This window comes from Bacillus salipaludis, assembly GCF_004358205.1.
Genome location: NZ_SMYO01000005.1, coordinates 182,137 through 201,383, shown reverse-complemented (window position 1 = coordinate 201,383; position 19,247 = coordinate 182,137). Strand labels below are relative to the sequence as shown.

Below are 19,247 nucleotides of genomic sequence, written 5' to 3'. Positions count from 1 at the left end.
AGGAGGCTCCCCTGCACGCCCGCGGAAAGCGAAGTGCCTGGTGCGGAAATTCACCAGACAAGTTTAACACAGCCTAAAAGTTAAAAAATAAAAAGTTCCGAGTTATGATCCGGAACTTTTTATGATTTAGGCTTGGCATAAATGATATATCGTTTTGGAGCATTTCCTACATAACTGAAAGGATAACACGTGGTCAAAATCAATTCCTCATGTTTATTTTGCAAAGTAATAATGCTAGTGTCATCTGCTTTAACGATTTTCATATGGGTGATTTCATATTCAAAATTGCCCTTTGAATCGTTTACTTTTAAGGTATCGCCTTTTTTTAATTCTCCCAGATGGTGAAAAACGGTATCTCGATGTCCCGATAAAACAATCTGCCCGTGATTACCAGGCATATTGGAACCTTTATAATGACCCACCCCTTTTGCCAGATCATCGGGGTCTGTTCCTTCAACAATCGGTAATTCCGCACTGATTTTAGGAATAGAGAGCAAGCCAATGGTATCGCCAATTTTCGGAGCTTTACTTTTTTTTCTGGCTTTAGGTTTATTTTTTTCATTAGGCTTTTGATTTGAATCGATTGGCTGCTGTTCTGAGACGATTTCTTTTGCCTCTTTAAGTGACGCCTTTGTTTGCATTTTCACATCAATAAACTGCCAAACTCCAATCCCTATTAAAATAAGACCGACTAAAACAAACAGAAGTGGAATCTTTGACTTCACCCTTACCGTACCATCCTTTTTCAAATTTCCTACATTATAACAAATGGACTAGGATAAAAACTCGTATTTGGAACGGAAATAAAAAAACCTTCCTTTCCGTTAAGAAAAGAAGGTTTTTAAAACTGGATTAATCGTTGTCGCTTCCAAAGAAGTTTCTGAATGATTGCATGGTAGCGTCACGGTTAACAGCTGCGATTGATGTTGTGATTGGAATCCCTTTCGGACAAGATTGCACGCAGTTTTGTGAATTACCACAGCCTTGCATTCCGCCATCTTCCATAAATGCATTTAAACGCTCAGATTTATTCATCGTACCAGTTGGGTGAGCATTGAACAACCGAACTTGGTTAAAGGCAGCAGGACCCATAAAGTTTGTTTTGCTATTCACATTTGGGCACGCCTCTAGACATACACCACATGTCATACATTTTGAAAGTTCATATGCCCATTGACGTTTTTTCTCAGGCATACGTGGTCCAGGACCTAAATCGTACGTACCATCGATTGGAATCCAAGCCTTTACTTTCTTTAAGGAATCAAACATTCTGCTTCGGTCAATTTGAAGGTCACGTACAATCGGGAAAGTACTCATTGGTGCCAAACGGATTGGCTGCTCTAATTTATCAACAAGCGCCGAACAAGCTTGGCGCGGCTTGCCATTGATAACCATTGAACATGCTCCGCATACTTCTTCAAGACAGTTCATTTCCCAAGTAATTGGGGATGTATCCTGTCCTTTTGCAGTGACAGGATTTCTGCGAATTTCCATTAACGCCGAAATAACGTTCATATTCGGACGGTATGGAAGTTCAAACTCCTCCTCAAAAGGAGCAGAGTCTGGAGTATCCTGACGGGTTATTATAAATTTTACTGTTTTTGTTTCAGCCATTTTTTCCTACTCCCCTTTCAATTAATGCTTTTTAGTATAGTCACGTTCACGTGGAGCAAGCAGCGAGATATCAACATCTTCATAATGGAATGCCGGAGCTGAAGTAGCGTCAACAAAATTCGCCATTGTCGTTTTTAAGAATTCCTCATCATTACGTTTAGGGAAATCCGGCTTGTAGTGAGCACCACGGCTCTCATTACGGTTATAAGCCCCAAGTGTAATAACACGAGCCAATTGAAGCATGTTCTGTAATTGACGTGTAAACGCAGCACCTTGGTTGCTCCATTTAGCTGTATCATTGATGTTAATTTTCTTGTATCGCTCTAAAAGCTCTTGAATTTTTTCATCTGTTTTTAACAATCGATCATTGTAACGAACAACTGTAACGTTATCAGTCATCCATTCGCCAAGCTCTTTATGAAGAACATAGGCATTTTCATTTCCGTCCATTGACATAATCGCATTCCATTTTTGCTCTTCCTCTTTAACTTTACGATCAAATACAGAAGAAGAAATAGCATCAGAACTCTTTTCAAGTCCCCCAATATAGCGAACAGCGTTAGGTCCTGCAACAGAACCACCGTAAATAGCAGATAGTAATGAATTCGCTCCTAAACGGTTTGCACCGTGCTGTGAATAATCACACTCACCTGCTGCAAATAAGCCAGGAATGTTCGTCATTTGGTCATAGTCAACCCACATACCGCCCATTGAATAGTGAACGGCAGGGAAAATTTTCATTGGAACTTTGTGCGGATCGTCTCCGACAAATTTTTCATAAATCTCAATAATTCCGCCTAATTTTACATCTAATTCATGCGGATCCTTGTGTGATAAATCAAGGAAGACCATGTTTTCCCCATTAACTCCTAGTTTCATATCCACACAGACATTGAAAATTTCACGTGTTGCAATATCACGTGGTACAAGGTTTCCATATGCAGGATATCTTTCTTCTAAGAAATACCAAGGTTTACCGTCTTTATAGGTCCAAATACGACCGCCTTCTCCACGAGCTGATTCACTCATGAGACGAAGTTTATCATCACCAGGAATTGCAGTTGGATGAATTTGAATCATTTCACCATTTGCATAGGAAACGCCTTGCTGATATAAAATTGACGCAGCAGAACCAGTGTTAATAACAGAGTTTGTTGATTTACCAAAGATAATCCCAGGGCCGCCAGTTGCCATAATTACGGCATCAGCCACGAAAGATTTAATCTCCATTGTTTTTAAATTTTGAGCAGCAATACCGCGGCAAACGCCTTCGTCATCCAATACCGCACCAAGGAATTCCCATCCTTCGTACTTTGTAACCAAGCCCTCTACCTCATGGCGGCGAACTTGTTCATCCAACGCATAAAGTAGCTGCTGACCAGTAGTTGCACCGGCAAATGCTGTACGGTGATGCTGTGTTCCACCGAAGCGGCGGAAATCAAGTAATCCTTCAGGGGTACGGTTAAACATAACTCCCATCCGGTCAAATAAGTGAATAATACCAGGCGCAGCTTCACACATTGCCTTAACCGGAGGCTGATTTGCTAAAAAGTCTCCGCCATAAACTGTATCGTCAAAGTGAATCCAAGGAGAGTCGCCTTCCCCTTTAGTATTTACTGCTCCATTAATACCGCCTTGGGCACAAACAGAGTGAGAACGTTTCACCGGAACTAGAGAAAATAACTCTACCGGTGTCCCCGATTCTGCCACCTTAACGGTTGCCATCAAGCCAGCTAAACCACCACCGACTACGATCACCTTACCTTTACTCATCGTGACTCACTCCCTAATCCTAAATCCAATATTTTCCGTTCGTTAATTTGTTGATCACACAAATGCTAGAAGCGCTTGAATTCCAATAATGGAAAGCAGCACAAAAATGATTAAAGTCACATATGTAGAAATGACTTGTGAGCGTGGTGAAATGGTAATTCCCCAGCTTACCATAAATGACCATAAACCATTTGAGAAGTGGAAAATAACTGAAAGAACTCCCACTAAGTAGAAACCAAACATGAATGGTGAAGATAAGATATCCGCCATCATTTGGAAATTAAGTTCAGCCCCAAATGCCTTGGCGATCCGTGTTTCCCATACATGCCATGCAATAAAGATCAGGGCAATCACCCCTGTTATACGCTGCAGAATGTACATCCAGTTTCTGAAGTACCCCATTCTGCCGACATTGCTTTTTGATGTAAAGGCAATATAAAGGCCATAGACTGCATGAAATAATAATGGCAAATAAATTAATACCCATTCTAGAACGATAAGGAATGGAAGATCCTCCATAAAATTTATTGCTCTTTGAAAGGATTCTGCTCCGCCCGTAGCGGCATGGTTGACTACTAGATGCACGATAAGGAACAAACCAATTGGAATGACCCCTAGCAGCGAGTGTACTCTTCGTGAAATAAACTCTCGATTTCCCGCCATAATTTACCCCCCTTAAATAATAAGAATGATGTTAAGTTTCCTTCCTTTTTATAAACCATTTAAAAAGAAAATTCAACCTAGCATCACTATGACAAAATTGTGACATGTCCATTTTACTCCTGTCGACATAGAGCGTCAAGAAACCGTATACAGAATTATTTTTTAAAAATACAATTTTTTTGCGATTTTAGTAGTAAAAAAGAATGCTAAGCGCTTACATTTTTGAGGTTGATTTTGGAAGCGTTTCCATTATAACTACATTTTATTTATCATTATGTAAAGGATAGAAATTAAAGTAAAAAGGTAATATAGTTATGATGGTACGCAAAAAAAGTATAGCGAAATAACAATCCTTGAAATTGGATTCCTTAACCGTTTTATAATCTAAAATTCAGTAATGAAATTTAACCAATATTGTATATAATAGAATGGTAGAAAGAGGGGATACTATTGAACGATAGTACGGCAGTTAATTTAAACACGCAATCAGATGAGACGAGAACGGTGTCGATTTTTGGATATGAGCTAATCAGAGAAATTCTTTTACCCGAAATTTTAGGAAAAGACACTCCTGAAATACTATATTGGGCAGGAAAGCGATTAGCTAGAATGTACCCTTTAAATCATTATGATGAACTGATTGAGTTTTTCGAGAGGGCTTCATGGGGACACTTAACGATTAAAAATGAGAATAAGGATGAAATGGAATTTGAACTCATTAGTCCACTAATTGTTTCCCGAGTGAAATCAAAGGCTGAATATTACTTCCAGCTCGAGGCCGGTTTCCTTGCCCAGCAAATCGAACTTCAAAAAAAGGTCATCGCTGAAACCTTCGAACACCCTATAAAAAAATCCAACAAAGTACTCTTCACTGTAAAATGGGACAAAAAAGATACCCTAGACTAAAAAGTGACAGGCACTATGTGAAGAATTCACATAGTGCCTGTCACCGTTCGTGGACAAATTGCTTGTTTTATCCGCCTCAGACGGACATTGTTATTCTGTTACGGAGGATAGTTCGAAGGCGTTGTGAAGTGCTTGGACGGCTTTTAGCATATTTTCTTCTTCGATCACTGCTGACACCTTAATTTCTGAGGTGCTGACCATTTTTACTTGAATTTGATTGGAAGCCAATACTTCAAACATTCTGGCAGCAACCCCCGGATTGGAAATCATTCCTGAACCGACGATAGACACCTTGGATAATTGGTTTTCTGCATCAATTTGCTCGTAGCCTAGCAATTCTTTATGATCCTCAAGAACTTTTAAAGTTTCCATTAAATCTTCAGTCTTGATTGAGAAAGAAAGATTTGCAGCTCCTGCCTCTGTTGTACTTTGAATAATAATATCAACATTAATATGATGCTGTGCAAGTGTTGTAAAGATGGTAGACAGGCTTGTTAATGAATTCGCCAGACCTAATACCGTTACTTTCGTAATTTGATCCTCAAATGCGACACCGCGGACTACTAGATTTTGTTCCATTGTTGCTTCCTCCTCAATGATTGTTCCTTCAATTTTCTCCATACTTGAACGAACTTCAAGCCGTACCTGATAATTCTTCGCAAACTCGACAGCCCTTGGGTGGAGTACACCGGCACCTAAATTGGCAAGTTCAAGCATTTCATCATAAGAAATAGACTTCAACTTTCTTGCTCCTTTAATATACCTGGGATCAGTCGTATATACCCCGGTTACATCTGTGTAAATATCACATCGATCCGCTTTTAGTGCAGCTGCCAATGCGACTGCCGTAGTATCAGAGCCCCCGCGTCCTAGTGTGGTAATCTCGCCGCTTTCGGTAATGCCTTGGAAACCGGCAACGATGACAACCTTTCGATGTGACAATTGGCTTTCAATTGCCTCCGTTCTAACATCGGTAATTCGGGCATTTCCGTGAACAGGTTCCGTAACAATTCCCGCCTGCCAGCCTGTAAAGGAAACAGCCTCAAGTCCTTTTTGATTTAATGCCATCGATAATAAGGCAATCGAGACCTGCTCCCCCGTTGTAAGCAGCATATCCATCTCCCGTTTACTTGGCTGTGGAGAAATTTCTTTAGCTAATTTTACAAGCTGGTCTGTTGATTTTCCCATCGCGGAAACAACCACCACCACTTGGTTTCCTAATATCGTTTCATCTTTCACTCGTTCCGCCACATTCATGATTCTTTCAACACTGCCAACGGACGTTCCCCCAAATTTCTGTACAATTAAACCCATTTTTTCCCCTTCTTCCTGTAAGGCTATGTAGTTCTGAAAAACAAAAAAAGCAATGAGAAGAGTATCTCATTGCTTTGGGAACACAAAAAAAGTTTTCTTGCGTTTACAATGTAAGATAGCTCTCCAAGACCTACTAGTAGTCTTGACAATCCAGTATTTATTCAACACAGGACCAGCAAAGAAAGAAATGAGACTCTCTTCACTTCGGCGAACATTCCCTTTCATGATTCTTCCTTGAAGCTCATCCTTCTCAGAACCACTACTCTTGAAGCTCGCACCTCTACCTACACTTTACGTTGATAAAGTGTTATTAAATTTTCACTCATTATAGCATAGGACTATTCTTCTGACAACGGTCAACTTTGAAGTTTTTTCATTAATTCTTCAGCAACATTTACCGGCAGGCCAGCTTCAATAAGTTCCTCAAGATTGGCCTCTTTCATTTTTTTCACGGAACCAAAATGCTTTAATAACATTTTTTTCCGCTTCTCTCCAATACCGGGGATATCATCGAGCAGCGATTGAAAAACTGTTTTGCCACGGATCTGGCGATGAAAGGTAATCGCGAATCGGTGAACCTCGTCTTGAATTCTTTGCAGCAAATAAAACTCCTGACTGTTCCTTGCAAGCGGGACTATTTCAAGGGGATTCCCGTACAACAATTGAGATGTACGGTGTTTTTCATCCTTCACTAGGCCGGAGATTGGAATATCGAGACCAAGTTCATTTTCTAATACATCTCTAACCGCCTCGACATGTCCCTTCCCACCGTCAATGATGATTAAATCCGGAAGTGGTAGTTCTTCCTTTAAAGCCCTTGCATATCTTCGTCTCGTAACCTCGCGCATTGACTCATAATCATCAGGTCCCTGAACGGATTTAATTTTATATTTGCGGTATTCCCGTTTGTTTGCCTTTCCATCGGTAAATACGACCATTGCCGACACCGGGTCCGTCCCTTGAATATTTGAATTGTCGAAGGCTTCAATCCGATGCGGCGTATAAATTCCAAGAAGATTTCCAAGGGTCTCTACAGCCTTAATCGTTCTCTCTTCATCTTTCTCAATCAATGAAAATTTCTCATTCAAGGCAATCTTCGCATTTTTAATCGCCATTTTAACGAGATCTTTTTTCTGCCCGCGCTGAGGCTTCAACACCTTTACTTCAAGAAGTTGTTCAGCCATGTCGAGATCAATTTCATCCTGGATTAAAATCTCCTTTGGCTTAAAATGATTGGACTTCTGATAAAATTGACCTAGGTAGGTGAGGATTTCCTCCTCTGGTTCATTGTAAATCGGGAACATGGATACATCCCGCTCAATGAGTTTCCCTTGCCTGACAAAGAAGACTTGGACACACATCCAGCCCTTATCAACAGCATAGCCAAACACATCACGGTCAGTAAAATCAGTCATCGTGATTTTTTGTTTTTCCATAATCGTTTCAATATGGATAATTTTATCGCGGAATTCTTTTGCACGCTCAAAATCCAATTCTTCCGCCGCTGCGGTCATTTTTTCGGTAAGATCTTTTTTGATTTCCTTATAGCCGCCATTTAAAAAGCGGGTAATTTCATCGGTCATTTGCTTGTATTGTTCTTCCGCCACTTCATTCACACATGGTGCGAGGCATTGTCCTAAATGATAATAAAGGCAGACGCGGTCCGGCAGGGTCGAGCATTTCCGTAATGGATAGAGGCGGTCAAGCAGCTTTTTTGTTTCATTTGCTGCTCCAACATTCGGATAGGGACCAAAATATTTGCCTTTATCTTTTTTAACTTTTCTTGTAATGATTAGCTTTGGATGCCTTTCTGCTGTCAGTTTTATAAACGGATAGCTTTTGTCATCCTTTAGCATGATATTGTATTTAGGATCGTACTTTTTAATTAAATTTAATTCAAGAAGCAGTGCTTCAATATTAGAGGAAGTTACAATGTATTCGAAGTCCTCAATTTCATTTACCAGTCTCAATGTTTTGCCATCGTGTGAGCCGGTAAAATAGGAGCGGACACGATTTTTTAAGACTTTTGCTTTACCTACATAAATAATTGTTCCTTGGCGGTCTTTCATTAAGTAGCAGCCAGGCTGATCAGGCAGTAATGTTAATTTTTGTTTTATTGTTTCGTTCATTCCGGCCACCCCACCCCATTCTTTATATCTGTTTAAAAGTTGATTACCGCTCCAGGTGCTTGCGGTTCGTGGGCGGTCTGGGGAGCCTCCTCACCTTCCGCTCCAATCAACTAAGGTTTAATAATCAACATTATTCTCTAACATAGCTAAAGTTTAAATTAAATTACGTTTAAAGAAAAGCTGTGTTTTATAGGAAAAATAAAAACCTTAGCCGGAAAGTTCCAGCTAAGGTTTTTTGGGCTATTTTTAAACGTGTTTTTGTAACACGCCTGCTAATGCGTCTTTTGGTTGGAAGCCGACAACTTTATCGACAACTTCGCCATCTTTGAAAACAAGCAAAGTTGGAATGCTCATAACGCCGTATTTAGCGGCAGTTTCTTGGTTTTCGTCAACATCAAGTTTAACGATTTTTACTTTTTCGCCCATTTCTGAATCAAGTTCATCAAGAACAGGAGCGATCATTTTACAAGGTCCGCACCATGGTGCCCAGAAATCTGCAAGAACAAGACCTGAACCTGTTTCAGCAGAAAAGTTTTGATCAGTTACATGTGAAATAGCCATTTATATTGACCTCCTATAAATTACTGAATTACTACCGAAAGTATACCATCGTTTGGTAAATCAAGCTAATAATATGTTTCGTAGATATTTTTCCCATTAAATCCATAAGTATTCTTTACAAAATCGTAATAAGAGCGAGCGGATCATTCCGCTCGCTTCAATTTTCAAGCGTGAGCACCCTCGCCTTCGCTTTTCTTATTATGAGTGAACTTTAAGTTTTTTAAACTCTTCCGTTAACATTGGTACGACTTCAAATAGGTCGCCGACAATACCATAGTCAGCTACTTTAAAGATGTTGGCTTCCGGATCTTTGTTGATGGCAACAATTACTTTAGAGTTAGACATTCCCGCAAGGTGTTGAATCGCTCCGGAAATACCGCAGGCAATATATAAATCAGGAGTTACTACCTTACCAGTCTGCCCGATTTGCAGGGAGTAATCACAGTAATCAGCATCACATGCACCACGGGAAGCTCCAACTGCCCCGCCAAGAACTTGCGCTAATTCCTTTAACGGTTCAAAGCCTTCGGCACTTTTCACACCGCGTCCGCCGGAAATAACTACCTTCGCCTCACTTAGGTCAACTCCTTCGCTTGCTTTGCGAACTACCTCTTTAATAATCGCACGAAGGTCTTTAATATCAACAGAAAGGCTGGAAACCTCGCCTGTTCTGCTGTCGTCTCTTTCTAATGGAGCAATATTGTTTGGACGAACAGATGCAAAAATTAAGCCATCTGTTACGATTTTCTTTTCAAATGCTTTACCTGAATAGATTGGTCTTGTAAAGACAATGTTACCACCTGCAGCTTCAACTGCAGTAGCATCAGAAACGAGGCCGGAGCCAAGCTTGCCGGCAATCCTTGGAGATAAATCCTTTCCAAGTGCAGTATGGCCTAAAACAAGACCTTCCGGCTTTTCTTGCTCAATTGCAGCTAAAAGAGCTTGAGAATAACCATCTGATGTATATTGCTTTAATTTCTCATCTTCGACAACAACGACACGATCCGCACCGTATTTAATGAGTTCTAAACCTAAAGCGCTTACAGCTTCGCCGACCAAAACTCCAACCACTTCTCCGCCTTCTGCCACTGTTTTCGCAGCAGCAATTGCTTCGAATGAAACATTACGTAATGATCCGTCACGGACTTCCCCTAATACCAATACTTTTCTAGACATTCCCTTTACCTCCTGCAACAATTTTGGCTAATCGTTCAACCCTGTCTTTTTCCTTCCCCAACTTCCTAAGCCAATTGACAAGTCTCTTATTGTAAACCGATTAAACTACTTTTGCTTCCGTATGAAGAAGTTGAACAAGTTCTTTTACTTGGTCAGCAAGCTCTCCACTTAAAACTTTTCCAGCTTCTTTTTTAGGCGGTAAATAAATTTCAATTGTTTTTGTTTTTGCTTCAACGTCATCTTCCTCAAGATCAAGATCATCTAATTCAAGTTCTTCAAGCGGTTTCTTTTTCGCTTTCATGATTCCCGGTAATGAAGGGTAACGAGGTTCGTTTAAGCCTTGCTGTGCTGTAACAAGCAATGGAAGGCTCGTTTCAATCACCTCAGAATCTCCTTCAACATCACGGGTAACGGTTACATTGCTTCCGTCAATTTCAAGCTTTGTGATGGTTGTTACATATGGAATATTTAATAGTTCTGCAACGCGTGGACCCACTTGACCAGAGCCGCCGTCAATTGCCACATTACCGCCAAGGATTAAATCGGCATCTTTGTCCTTTAAGTATTCAGCAAGAATCTTTGCAGTTGTGAATTGATCACCGTGTTCGATATCATCTTCAATGTTAATTAAAGCCGCTTTGTCAGCACCCATCGCTAATGCTGTACGTAATTGCTTTTCAGCTTCCTCAGTGCCAACGGAAATGACGGTTACTTCGCCGCCGTTTGCATCTCGTACTTGAATGGCTTCTTCAATCGCATATTCATCATAAGGATTGATGATAAATTCTGCACCGTCCTCATTGATTTTTCCTCCGGAAATCGAAATCTTTTCTTCAGTATCAAAGGTTCTTTTCATTAACACATAAATGTTCATGGTTTCCCTCCTAAATTTCGAGCATTCGCTCAGTTTGAAAGATTAAGAAAACTTTTTCGAAAAAAATTTTATAAAGGCTTCGATGCGCGTTCAACCACGCTAGCGAAGTTTATTCACCTTTAAAATGTGGTTCCCTTTTTTCAATAAAGGCTTGGATTCCTTCTTGGCCGTCATTTGACATAAATACTTCACCAAATAACTCGGCTTCCTTTTTTACACCTTCATAGAACTCTTCTGTTTTTGCATAATTTAATAATAGTATAGCTGACTTTAAAGAGCCATGGCTTTTTTTAGAAATTTTCCTAGCCAATTTATAAGCGTTTTCTAATACTTCCCCTTCTGGATAAGCATGGTTAGCAAGCCCATGTTGAACAGCCTGTACACCAGTAATTGGCTCAGAAGTAAAAAGCATTTCTGCAGCACGGGCAACTCCGACATATTTTGGCAGTCGCTGCGTTCCAGCAAAACCTGGAATTAACCCAAGCTGAAGTTCCGGTAAGCCAAGCTTCGCCGTTTCGCTGACAAGCCTGATATGGCAGGCCATTGCCAGCTCCAAGCCCCCGCCAAGAGCAGCCCCGTGAATGGCGGCAATAATCGGCTTTGGAAACTTCTCCATACGTTCGAAAACATCTTGTCCATATTTACCAAGCTGCGAAAAACCTTCTGACGAAGAAATGGTCGTGAATTCCTTAATATCAGCCCCCGCTGAGAAAAAGCGCCCCTCTCCATGTAGTACAATCACTTTTACATCAAGATTCGATTCAATTTCATCCAACACAGACGAAAGTTCCTTGAGTAAACCTGATGAAAGGGCATTCGCCGGAGGACGTTCAATCGTGATGGTTGCGATTTGGTCTTCTTTAGACCATTTTAAAAATTTCAATTTTCTCCCCCCATTTGATTAACACTCCCGGCTCCCAAATCCATTAATTAAAAGATGATGGACCGAGGGTGCAAGTGCGTATAAATCAAACTTTTCCTCATTCATTACCCACGATGTCACGGTTTCATCAATTGTGCCAAAAATCATCTGCCTTGCAAGGCGCACATCCAGGTCAATTGAAAATTCCCCTGTTTCCTTGCCTTCCAACACGATTCTCTCTATCAGCTTTAAGTATCCTTTTAGAACGTCGTTTATTTTTAAGCGCAATTCTTTATTGGATTGGCGTAATTCGAGCTGGGTAACAATTGCCAAGTGATGATCATCAGAGAGCATTTGAAAATGAGCTTTTATCATTATTAATAATTTCTCTGCCGCCGAGTGTTTTCCTGCTATCATTTCCTCAATTTTTTCAACAAAGTTCCCCATTTTTTCTTCAAAGAGTGAGATTAGGATGTCTTCTTTGTTTTTAAAATAAAGATAAATGGTACCATCAGCCACTCCTGCCTGCTTGGCAATTTTCGAAACCTGAGCTTGGTGGTAGCCATTCTCTGCTATGGCAATTACTGCTGCATCAATAATCTGCATATACTTTGGTTTATTTTTTTTCATCGTTGTCATATCCCCCCTTTGAAGAAAAAGTTCATTCATTTTTTATCTGGGATAGAAAATGAATGAACCATCATTCATAAATTAATAATAGATTTTATTCAAACATCTGTCAAGAAATACTATACCAATTTTTCCGAAAACTTTAAACAACAAAAGAAGACAAGCTGATTCTGTCAAAAAATAAAAGACCTGAATTTCACGGCCTTTCCATGTTATGCATGCTTAGGTCGTTCCTCATCTAGTTTTTTCTTTTCTTCCTCAACCAATGTTCTTCTTAAAATTTTTCCAACAGCTGTTTTTGGGAGCTCCTTTCTAAATTCATAAATTCTTGGTACCTTATAGGCAGCTAGATATTTTCTAGTAAATTGATTCAATTCATCCTCTGTGACAGTTGAACCATCTTTTAGTACAACATAAGCTTTAACCGTTTCCCCGCGATATGGATCAGGAATTCCTGCGGCTACAGCCTCTTGTACATCCGGATGTTCATATAAAACTTCCTCTATCTCTCTAGGATAAATATTGAACCCGCCTGCAATAATCATGTCTTTTTTACGGTCGACCACATAAAAATATCCTTGGTCATCCATATAGCCAAGATCTCCCGTTAACAGCCAACCATCTCGTAAGGTTTGTTCTGTATCCTCGGGCCGGTTCCAATAGCCTTTCATTACTTGTGGTCCTTTTACGGCAATTTCACCGATTTCTCCCACAGGAAGTCTTTCACCTTCCATTGAAAAAATCGCGGCGTCCGTATCTGGATACGGAACCCCAATACTTCCTTTCACTTTTGGACGGTCCCAAAGGAAATTCGAATGGGTAACAGGTGAGGACTCTGTTAAACCATAACCTTCTACCAATTTGCCTCCGGTTACGTCTTCAAACTTCTGCTGAACTTCAACTGGTAATGGAGCAGACCCGCTAATACAGGCCTTAATGGAAGAAAGATTGTATTTTTTCAAATCAGGATGATTCAATAGACCTATATAAATGGTTGGTGCACCTGGAAAAAGGGTCGGGCGCATTTTATCAATTGTTTTTAATGTAGTAACGACATCAAATTTGGGTAATAAAATCATTTTTTGCGCCTGCATAACAGATAATATCAAAACAGCTGTCATGCCATACACATGAAAAAAAGGCAGGATTCCAAGGACTGATTCTTCACCCGGTTTACATTTATAAAGCCATGCCTGACACATTGAAGTATTTGAGACTAAATTTTTATGCGTTAGCATAACCCCTTTCGGAAAACCCGTTGTTCCTCCTGTATATTGGAGTAAGGCTAAATCTTCCTCAAAATTGAAATCAAACTCCTTTAATTCCTTCGGCTGACCCTTTATAATCTCTTTCAAAAGATGGGTACTTCCTTCATGCTTTACATTGACGACAATTCCATATTGTTTTTTCTGGATATACGGATAAACTAATTTTTTTGGAAATGGCAGATAATCTTTGATGGCGGTTACAAAAATATGCTTGAGATCGGTTCGCGATTGTACACTGGATACACGCGGATAGAGGATATCGAGGGTAATGATGGCGACTGCCCCTGAATCCTTCATCTGATACTCAAGTTCCCTTTCCGTATACAAAGGATTGGTCTGAACGACAATACCGCCCGCCATAAGAATAGCGTAGTAGGCAACAATTGACTGTGGTGTATTTGGAAGCATAATTGCGACCCTGTCACCTTTTGAAATCCCGAGGTCCTGAAGATACCCGGCAAACACGAGTGACTCTTCATAAAGCTTTTTATAAGTCATTTCCTTCCCCATAAAATGAATCGCAATCTTATCTGGATAATTTTTGGCTGCATTGATTAAATATTGCTGAACAGGCTCTGTAGAATACTCCAATGTGGCGGGAATTTCCTCCGGATAGTGTTTTAACCATGGTTTGAGGTCGGACATTGAACTCCTCCTTTTTTAAAATTATTAAAAAATTCTAACTACTTTCATTATAATATAGGTGAATTTTTTAGACAATGAAAAGCGGTACGAAGTTTGAGCCAGTAACAAAGCAAAAAAATTACCGCTGAATATTTTCAGCGGTTTGTATTTAAAAAAAGATCATATAAATTAATCCGATCAGCAAAAACAGCCCGCACAATCCCATCAGTACCTTTGCTAATGTCTCCACTAAAGTTCTCCCCTTACGATATTCCTGCACCAATTACATAAGATAATCCGATTGATATGACCATCGAAATAAAACCAACTGCCCGATTATCACTTTGAATCTCTTCATCAATCTTAAATTTCGGCGTTAGAAATTCATAGATAAAATAACCGGCTAAAAGAAGCACAAACCCAAAAACTCCTGAGCCAATCATCATGAGCAGCGATTCATTCTGCTCAATGGAATAGCGGAAAATATTGGCGATTCCAAATATTTTCCCCCCTGTCGCCATTGCCACCGACATATTTCCATTTTTAATTTCTTCCCAATTTCGATATTTCGTTACCACTTCAAAAATCGCTAAAAAGACAATCATACATAAAATAACAACACTATAATTGGCTGCAATTTGAATATAGTCGTTCTCCCAAAACTGGTTCATTACGCTTCTCCCCGAACATGATTTAAATTCACCAGTTGAAATCTACTTGAATTCAACCACGGTTACACCTGATCCGCCTTCACCGGCTTCTCCGAAGCGAATTTTTTTAACGGAGCGGTGATTTCGTAAATATTCTTGAACCCCTTGCCTTAAAACCCCCGTACCCTTTCCATGGATAATCGAAACACGTGGATACCCTGATAATAATGCATCATCGATATATTTTTCCACCTTTAACAAGGCATCCTCATATCTTTCCCCGCGAAGATCCAGTTCAAGTTTTACTTGAGAATCTCTTCCTCTTACAATGGCCATAGGTTTTGTATCTACTTGTTTTGGGGTGCTCAAATATTCCAAGTCTTTTTCTTTCACCTTCATTTTGAGAATCCCAATTTGAACCTGCCATTCACCTGATGAAGTTTTTTCGATTAAAAAGCCTTTTTGATCAAAAGTTAAAACCTTTACTTCATCACCAGATGCAAATGTATGTTTTTTCGTTTTCTTCGCTGTTGAATTTGCTGATTTCTTGATTTCAGGTGCTGCTTCTTCAAGGCGTCTTTTCGCATCAATTAACTCATGTTCCTTAATCTCGGCATGCTTATCCATGCGCATTTTCCGAAGGTCACGAATAATTTTTTCAGCCTCTCCTTTTGCCTCATCAACAATATCCTTAGCCTTTTCGGCCGCTTTTTCGAGCAAGCTGTCCTTATTCTCGTAGAACTCTATCATTTGTTTTTGCAGGTCCTTATGAAGCTTTTCTGCCTGCTTTAAGTAATCACGGGCTTCTTCCTGTTCTCTTTCAGCCTGGCGCTTACTTTCCTCTAAGGAAGCAATCATTTTATCGATTTGATTGGTATCCTCACTGACATGGGAGCGGGCAGCCTCGATTACCCGGTCGTTCAATCCTAGTCGCTTGGAAATCTCAAAAGCATTGCTTCGCCCTGGTACCCCTAATAGCAGCTTGTACGTTGGGCTAAGTGTTTCTACATCAAATTCGACACTCGCATTTAAGACCCCTTCCCTGTTATAGCCATAGGCCTTTAATTCAGGGTAATGGGTCGTGGCAATCACCCGCGCTCCCCTTTTATGCACCTCATCTAAAATTGAGATGGCTAATGCCGCACCCTCTTGCGGGTCAGTACCGGCGCCAAGTTCATCAAATAAAACCAGACTTTTATAATCCACTTTGTTTAAGATATCGACAATATTGACCATATGGGAGGAAAAGGTACTTAAGCTTTGTTCAATTGACTGTTCATCGCCAATGTCAGCATACACGGCATGAAAAACAGCGAGCTCCGAACCATCTAATGCTGGCACCTGCAACCCAGCTTGAGCCATTAACGAACATAAACCTAATGTTTTTAATGTCACTGTTTTCCCGCCCGTGTTTGGTCCAGTAATCACAATCGTTGAATAGTCTGTTCCAAGGAAAATATCGTTAGCGACCACTTCCTCAATCGGGATTAATGGATGTCTTGCCTTAAATAAACGAATTCTTCCTTCATTATTCATGATTGGCATTGACGCTTTAATTTGCCGGCCATATCGTGCTTTTGCAAAAATAAAATCCAAATCACCAAGAACTTCAACAATTACCTTTAGTTCGGACTCATGCTCAGCCACATTTGCTGATAACTCCGTTAATATCCGTTCAATTTCAAGCTGCTCTTTTACCCGAATATCCTGGAGCTGATTATTCAATTGAACAATTGCCTGTGGTTCAATAAATAATGTTTGTCCGGAGGAACTTTGGTCATGGATGATTCCGCCGTAGTGTCCGCGATATTCCTGTTTTACCGGGATAACGTATCGGTCATTACGAATCGTCACAATCGCATCAGACAGCATTTTTTGCGCACTTGAAGAACGAATCATGCTTTCAAGCTTTTCGCGGATCCTTGCCTCATTGGAGCGCATTTGGGACCGCAACGAACGCAATAGCTCACTGGCCCCATCTAACACTTCTCCACTTTCATCAATGGCATATTTAATTGAATGTTCAAGGTTTGTCAGCGGAATAATTTGTCCGGCTTGGTCTGCTAAAATAGGTAGATCCAATTTTTCATCCGCAATCTCCTCAATAAAACGTTTCATTTGCCGGCTTGTATAGATCGTGCTGGCAGTTTGAACCAACTCATGCGTGCTCAAGACACCGCCAATGACCGAACGTTTAATATGTGCCCGTATATCGTGAACCCCTGAGAGAGGCACATTTCCTTTTAACCTTAGTACAGCTGTCGCTTCATCCGTTTCTGCTTGGAGTTTCACGACTTCGGAAAAATCTGTTGAGGGAACAAGGTTTTTTATTTTATCTCTACCAAGTGAGGAAGCAGCATGGTCAAGCAACTGTTCCTTCACTTTAATGAATTCTAATACCTTTAAGGTTCTTTCTTGCATGGAAAGAGACCTCCTTATTTCTTATGATCGATTATGCAAAAATTCCAGTAAATCATTCGTTTCCAGTGCATTTATCACCGTGGATTTTTTAATCCAACCCTTTTTGGCAGCTGAAACGCCAATTTCCATATGGGCTAATGTATCCATTCTATGTGCATCCGTATTAATCAGAATCTTTACACCCGCTGCCTGTGCTTTTCTTAAATATTCTGCCGCTAAATCAAGCCTGTTTGGGTTTGCATTTAATTCTAAGGCCGTATTGGTTTCTTTTGCGAGCTCAATGAGCAGGTCCAAATCGACATCGTAGCCGGCACGGCGTCCGATTTTTCGGCCGGTTGGATGGGCAATTAAATCGACATTGGAATTATTTAAAGCTGTTTTAAGCCGTTCCATAATTTTCTCCCGTGGTTGGGAAAAAGCGGAATGGATTGAGGCAATCACAAAATCCATCTCAGCGAGTAAATCATCTTCATAGTCTAATGTTCCATCCGGAAGAATATCCATTTCCACCCCAGATAGAATGAGAATATCATCATATTTTTCATTTAATTTTTTTATTTCTTCCCTTTGTTTTAAAAGCCGCTCTCTAGTAAGACCATTGGCCACCTTGAGATACTGGGAATGATCGGTAATTGCCATATATTTATAGCCTCTGGCACGGCAGGCTTCGACCATTTCTTCGATCGTATGGGCCCCATCACTCCATGTTGAGTGCATATGGAGATCCCCTTTTATATCCTTCAGCTCGATTAGTTCCTCATTTGCTGTGAATTCTCCGACTTCTTTGCCATCTTCCCTGATTTCCGGCGGGATAAACGGGAGATCGAAATGTTTGAAAAATTCTTTCTCGGAGGAAAAAGTCAAAATTTTACCTGTTTCAAGATTTTCAACACCATATTCACTAATTTTCTCACCGCGTTCCTTAGCCAGCTGGCGCATGCGGACATTGTGGTCCTTTGAACCGGTAAAGTGATGTAAGGTCGTAATAAATTCCTCCGGTTTTACCAGTCGGAAATCAGCTGAAACATCATAATCTAGTCCAAATACAACGGAAACCTTTGTGTCTCCAGCTCCAATGACTTCTTTAATTTTTGGAAGTTTCAGCAAGGAGTCTTTTACACTTTCAGGATGGTTCGTCCCAATAATAAAATCCAAATCTTTAATCGTTTCCCTCATTCTGCGGATACTTCCTGCCCTTGAAAAGCGCTCAATATCCGGGGTGTTTGCCAAGATTGCCTCAATCTGCTCCGCAATTGGAAGCATATAGGCCAGTGGCAGCCTCTCCGGCCGATTGCCTAAGCCCGCGATAGCCGCTAAAATTTTCTCTTCTGTTTTCTTGCCAAAGCCAGCAAGCCCCTGCACTTTGCCAGATTTACAGGCTTCCTCTAAATCATTGACATCCTCAATTCCCAGCTCCTGATATAGCTTTGAAATTTTCTTGCCTCCGAGTCCAGGGATTTGCAATAACGGAATTAATCCAGCTGGAACTTCCTCTTTTAGCTCATCCAATACAGTGGATGTACCGTCTTTTATGTATTCATCAATGACAGCGGCCGTTCCTTTCCCAATACCGGAAATCGCCGTAAAGTTTTCAATCTCTGATAAACTGCGTTCGTCTGCCTCCAAAGCATTGGCGGCTTTTCGAAAAGCGGAAACCTTAAACGGATTTTCCCCTTTCAGTTCCATATAGACCGCAATGATTTCTAATAAACGAATGACTTCTTTTTTATTTACTTCCATGAATTCCACCCACCTTAAAGAATAGCATTTCCTTATCAATAG

At 40.4% G+C, this 19,247-nt stretch carries 16 protein-coding genes and 1 riboswitch; of the genes, 1 reads left to right on the top strand and 15 read right to left on the bottom strand.

Translation table 11 applies throughout. From position 1 onward, the window contains the following. Positions 1-119: 119 nt before the first annotated feature. The 4 genes from E2K98_RS11595 to E2K98_RS11580 form a co-directional block, all read right to left on the bottom strand. Entirely contained in the window at positions 120-725 is a 606-nt protein-coding gene (locus tag E2K98_RS11595; protein WP_208025358.1) for a class D sortase, read from the bottom strand. A 127-nt stretch (positions 726-852) separates the two neighbouring features. Further along, positions 853-1,614, bottom strand: coding sequence for a succinate dehydrogenase iron-sulfur subunit (gene sdhB, locus E2K98_RS11590; RefSeq protein ID WP_133334394.1), 762 nt, complete (start codon positions 1,612-1,614; stop codon positions 853-855). 21 nt (positions 1,615-1,635) lie between these two features. Next, the gene (sdhA, locus tag E2K98_RS11585) at positions 1,636-3,387 is read right to left on the bottom strand and encodes a succinate dehydrogenase flavoprotein subunit (RefSeq protein ID WP_133334393.1); all 1,752 of its coding nucleotides are present in this window, start codon (positions 3,385-3,387) and stop codon (positions 1,636-1,638) included. 54 nt (positions 3,388-3,441) lie between these two features. Further along, entirely contained in the window at positions 3,442-4,050 is a 609-nt protein-coding gene (locus E2K98_RS11580) for a succinate dehydrogenase cytochrome b558 subunit (RefSeq protein WP_133334392.1), read from the bottom strand. A gap of 450 nt (positions 4,051-4,500) precedes the next feature. Between E2K98_RS11580 and E2K98_RS11575 the strand changes: the two genes are divergently transcribed. After that, positions 4,501-4,956, top strand: coding sequence for a YslB family protein (locus E2K98_RS11575; RefSeq protein WP_133334391.1), 456 nt, complete (start codon positions 4,501-4,503; stop codon positions 4,954-4,956). A gap of 90 nt (positions 4,957-5,046) precedes the next feature. Here E2K98_RS11575 and E2K98_RS11570 read toward each other — a convergent pair whose 3' ends face one another. From E2K98_RS11570 to polX, 11 genes are all read right to left on the bottom strand, one after another. Then, positions 5,047-6,270 (bottom strand): aspartate kinase, encoded by a 1,224-nt coding sequence (locus E2K98_RS11570; protein WP_133334390.1) that lies wholly within the window; start codon positions 6,268-6,270, stop codon positions 5,047-5,049. Positions 6,271-6,378: 108 nt separating this feature from the next. Beyond that, positions 6,379-6,561, bottom strand: a riboswitch (Lysine riboswitch). 65 nt (positions 6,562-6,626) lie between these two features. Next, positions 6,627-8,399, bottom strand: a complete 1,773-nt coding sequence (uvrC, locus tag E2K98_RS11565; protein ID WP_133334389.1) for an excinuclease ABC subunit UvrC — start codon at positions 8,397-8,399, stop codon at positions 6,627-6,629. 246 nt (positions 8,400-8,645) lie between these two features. Next, positions 8,646-8,960: a thioredoxin gene (gene trxA, locus E2K98_RS11560; protein ID WP_133334388.1), complete on the bottom strand. Its 315-nt coding sequence runs from the start codon at positions 8,958-8,960 to the stop codon at positions 8,646-8,648. Positions 8,961-9,158: 198 nt separating this feature from the next. Beyond that, on the bottom strand, positions 9,159-10,136 hold the full coding sequence (locus tag E2K98_RS11555) for an electron transfer flavoprotein subunit alpha/FixB family protein (RefSeq protein ID WP_133334387.1): 978 nt from the start codon (positions 10,134-10,136) through the stop codon (positions 9,159-9,161). Between the two features lie 100 nt (positions 10,137-10,236). After that, positions 10,237-11,010 (bottom strand): electron transfer flavoprotein subunit beta/FixA family protein, encoded by a 774-nt coding sequence (locus E2K98_RS11550; protein WP_133334386.1) that lies wholly within the window; start codon positions 11,008-11,010, stop codon positions 10,237-10,239. Between the two features lie 109 nt (positions 11,011-11,119). Beyond that, entirely contained in the window at positions 11,120-11,893 is a 774-nt protein-coding gene (locus tag E2K98_RS11545) for an enoyl-CoA hydratase (RefSeq protein WP_133334385.1), read from the bottom strand. 18 nt (positions 11,894-11,911) lie between these two features. Beyond that, positions 11,912-12,502, bottom strand: coding sequence for a TetR/AcrR family transcriptional regulator (locus E2K98_RS11540; RefSeq protein WP_026572251.1), 591 nt, complete (start codon positions 12,500-12,502; stop codon positions 11,912-11,914). A gap of 212 nt (positions 12,503-12,714) precedes the next feature. Next, complete coding sequence (locus E2K98_RS11535) at positions 12,715-14,415, bottom strand: AMP-binding protein (protein WP_133334384.1); 1,701 nt, start codon at positions 14,413-14,415, stop codon at positions 12,715-12,717. 242 nt (positions 14,416-14,657) lie between these two features. Continuing rightward, a complete protein-coding gene (locus E2K98_RS11530) occupies positions 14,658-15,065 on the bottom strand; it encodes a DUF350 domain-containing protein (protein ID WP_133334383.1) in 408 nt (135 codons plus the stop codon). Between the two features lie 42 nt (positions 15,066-15,107). Continuing rightward, a complete protein-coding gene (locus E2K98_RS11525) occupies positions 15,108-17,465 on the bottom strand; it encodes an endonuclease MutS2 (protein WP_133334382.1) in 2,358 nt (785 codons plus the stop codon). A 21-nt stretch (positions 17,466-17,486) separates the two neighbouring features. Further along, positions 17,487-19,205 (bottom strand): DNA polymerase/3'-5' exonuclease PolX, encoded by a 1,719-nt coding sequence (gene polX, locus E2K98_RS11520; RefSeq protein ID WP_133334381.1) that lies wholly within the window; start codon positions 19,203-19,205, stop codon positions 17,487-17,489. Positions 19,206-19,247: the final 42 nt, after the last annotated feature.

Coding starts and splice junctions, on each gene's coding strand:
- sdhB (WP_133334394.1), bottom strand. CDS start 1,614: ATGGCTGAAACAAAAACAGTAAAATTTATAATAACCCGTCAGGATACT.
- sdhA (WP_133334393.1), bottom strand. CDS start 3,387: ATGAGTAAAGGTAAGGTGATCGTAGTCGGTGGTGGTTTAGCTGGCTTG.
- E2K98_RS11580 (WP_133334392.1), bottom strand. CDS start 4,050: ATGGCGGGAAATCGAGAGTTTATTTCACGAAGAGTACACTCGCTGCTA.
- E2K98_RS11570 (WP_133334390.1), bottom strand. CDS start 6,270: ATGGGTTTAATTGTACAGAAATTTGGGGGAACGTCCGTTGGCAGTGTT.
- uvrC (WP_133334389.1), bottom strand. CDS start 8,399: ATGAACGAAACAATAAAACAAAAATTAACATTACTGCCTGATCAGCCT.
- trxA (WP_133334388.1), bottom strand. CDS start 8,960: ATGGCTATTTCACATGTAACTGATCAAAACTTTTCTGCTGAAACAGGT.
- E2K98_RS11555 (WP_133334387.1), bottom strand. CDS start 10,136: ATGTCTAGAAAAGTATTGGTATTAGGGGAAGTCCGTGACGGATCATTA.
- E2K98_RS11550 (WP_133334386.1), bottom strand. CDS start 11,010: ATGAACATTTATGTGTTAATGAAAAGAACCTTTGATACTGAAGAAAAG.
- E2K98_RS11540 (WP_026572251.1), bottom strand. CDS start 12,502: ATGAAAAAAAATAAACCAAAGTATATGCAGATTATTGATGCAGCAGTA.
- E2K98_RS11535 (WP_133334384.1), bottom strand. CDS start 14,415: ATGTCCGACCTCAAACCATGGTTAAAACACTATCCGGAGGAAATTCCC.
- E2K98_RS11530 (WP_133334383.1), bottom strand. CDS start 15,065: ATGAACCAGTTTTGGGAGAACGACTATATTCAAATTGCAGCCAATTAT.
- E2K98_RS11525 (WP_133334382.1), bottom strand. CDS start 17,465: ATGCAAGAAAGAACCTTAAAGGTATTAGAATTCATTAAAGTGAAGGAA.
- polX (WP_133334381.1), bottom strand. CDS start 19,205: ATGGAAGTAAATAAAAAAGAAGTCATTCGTTTATTAGAAATCATTGCG.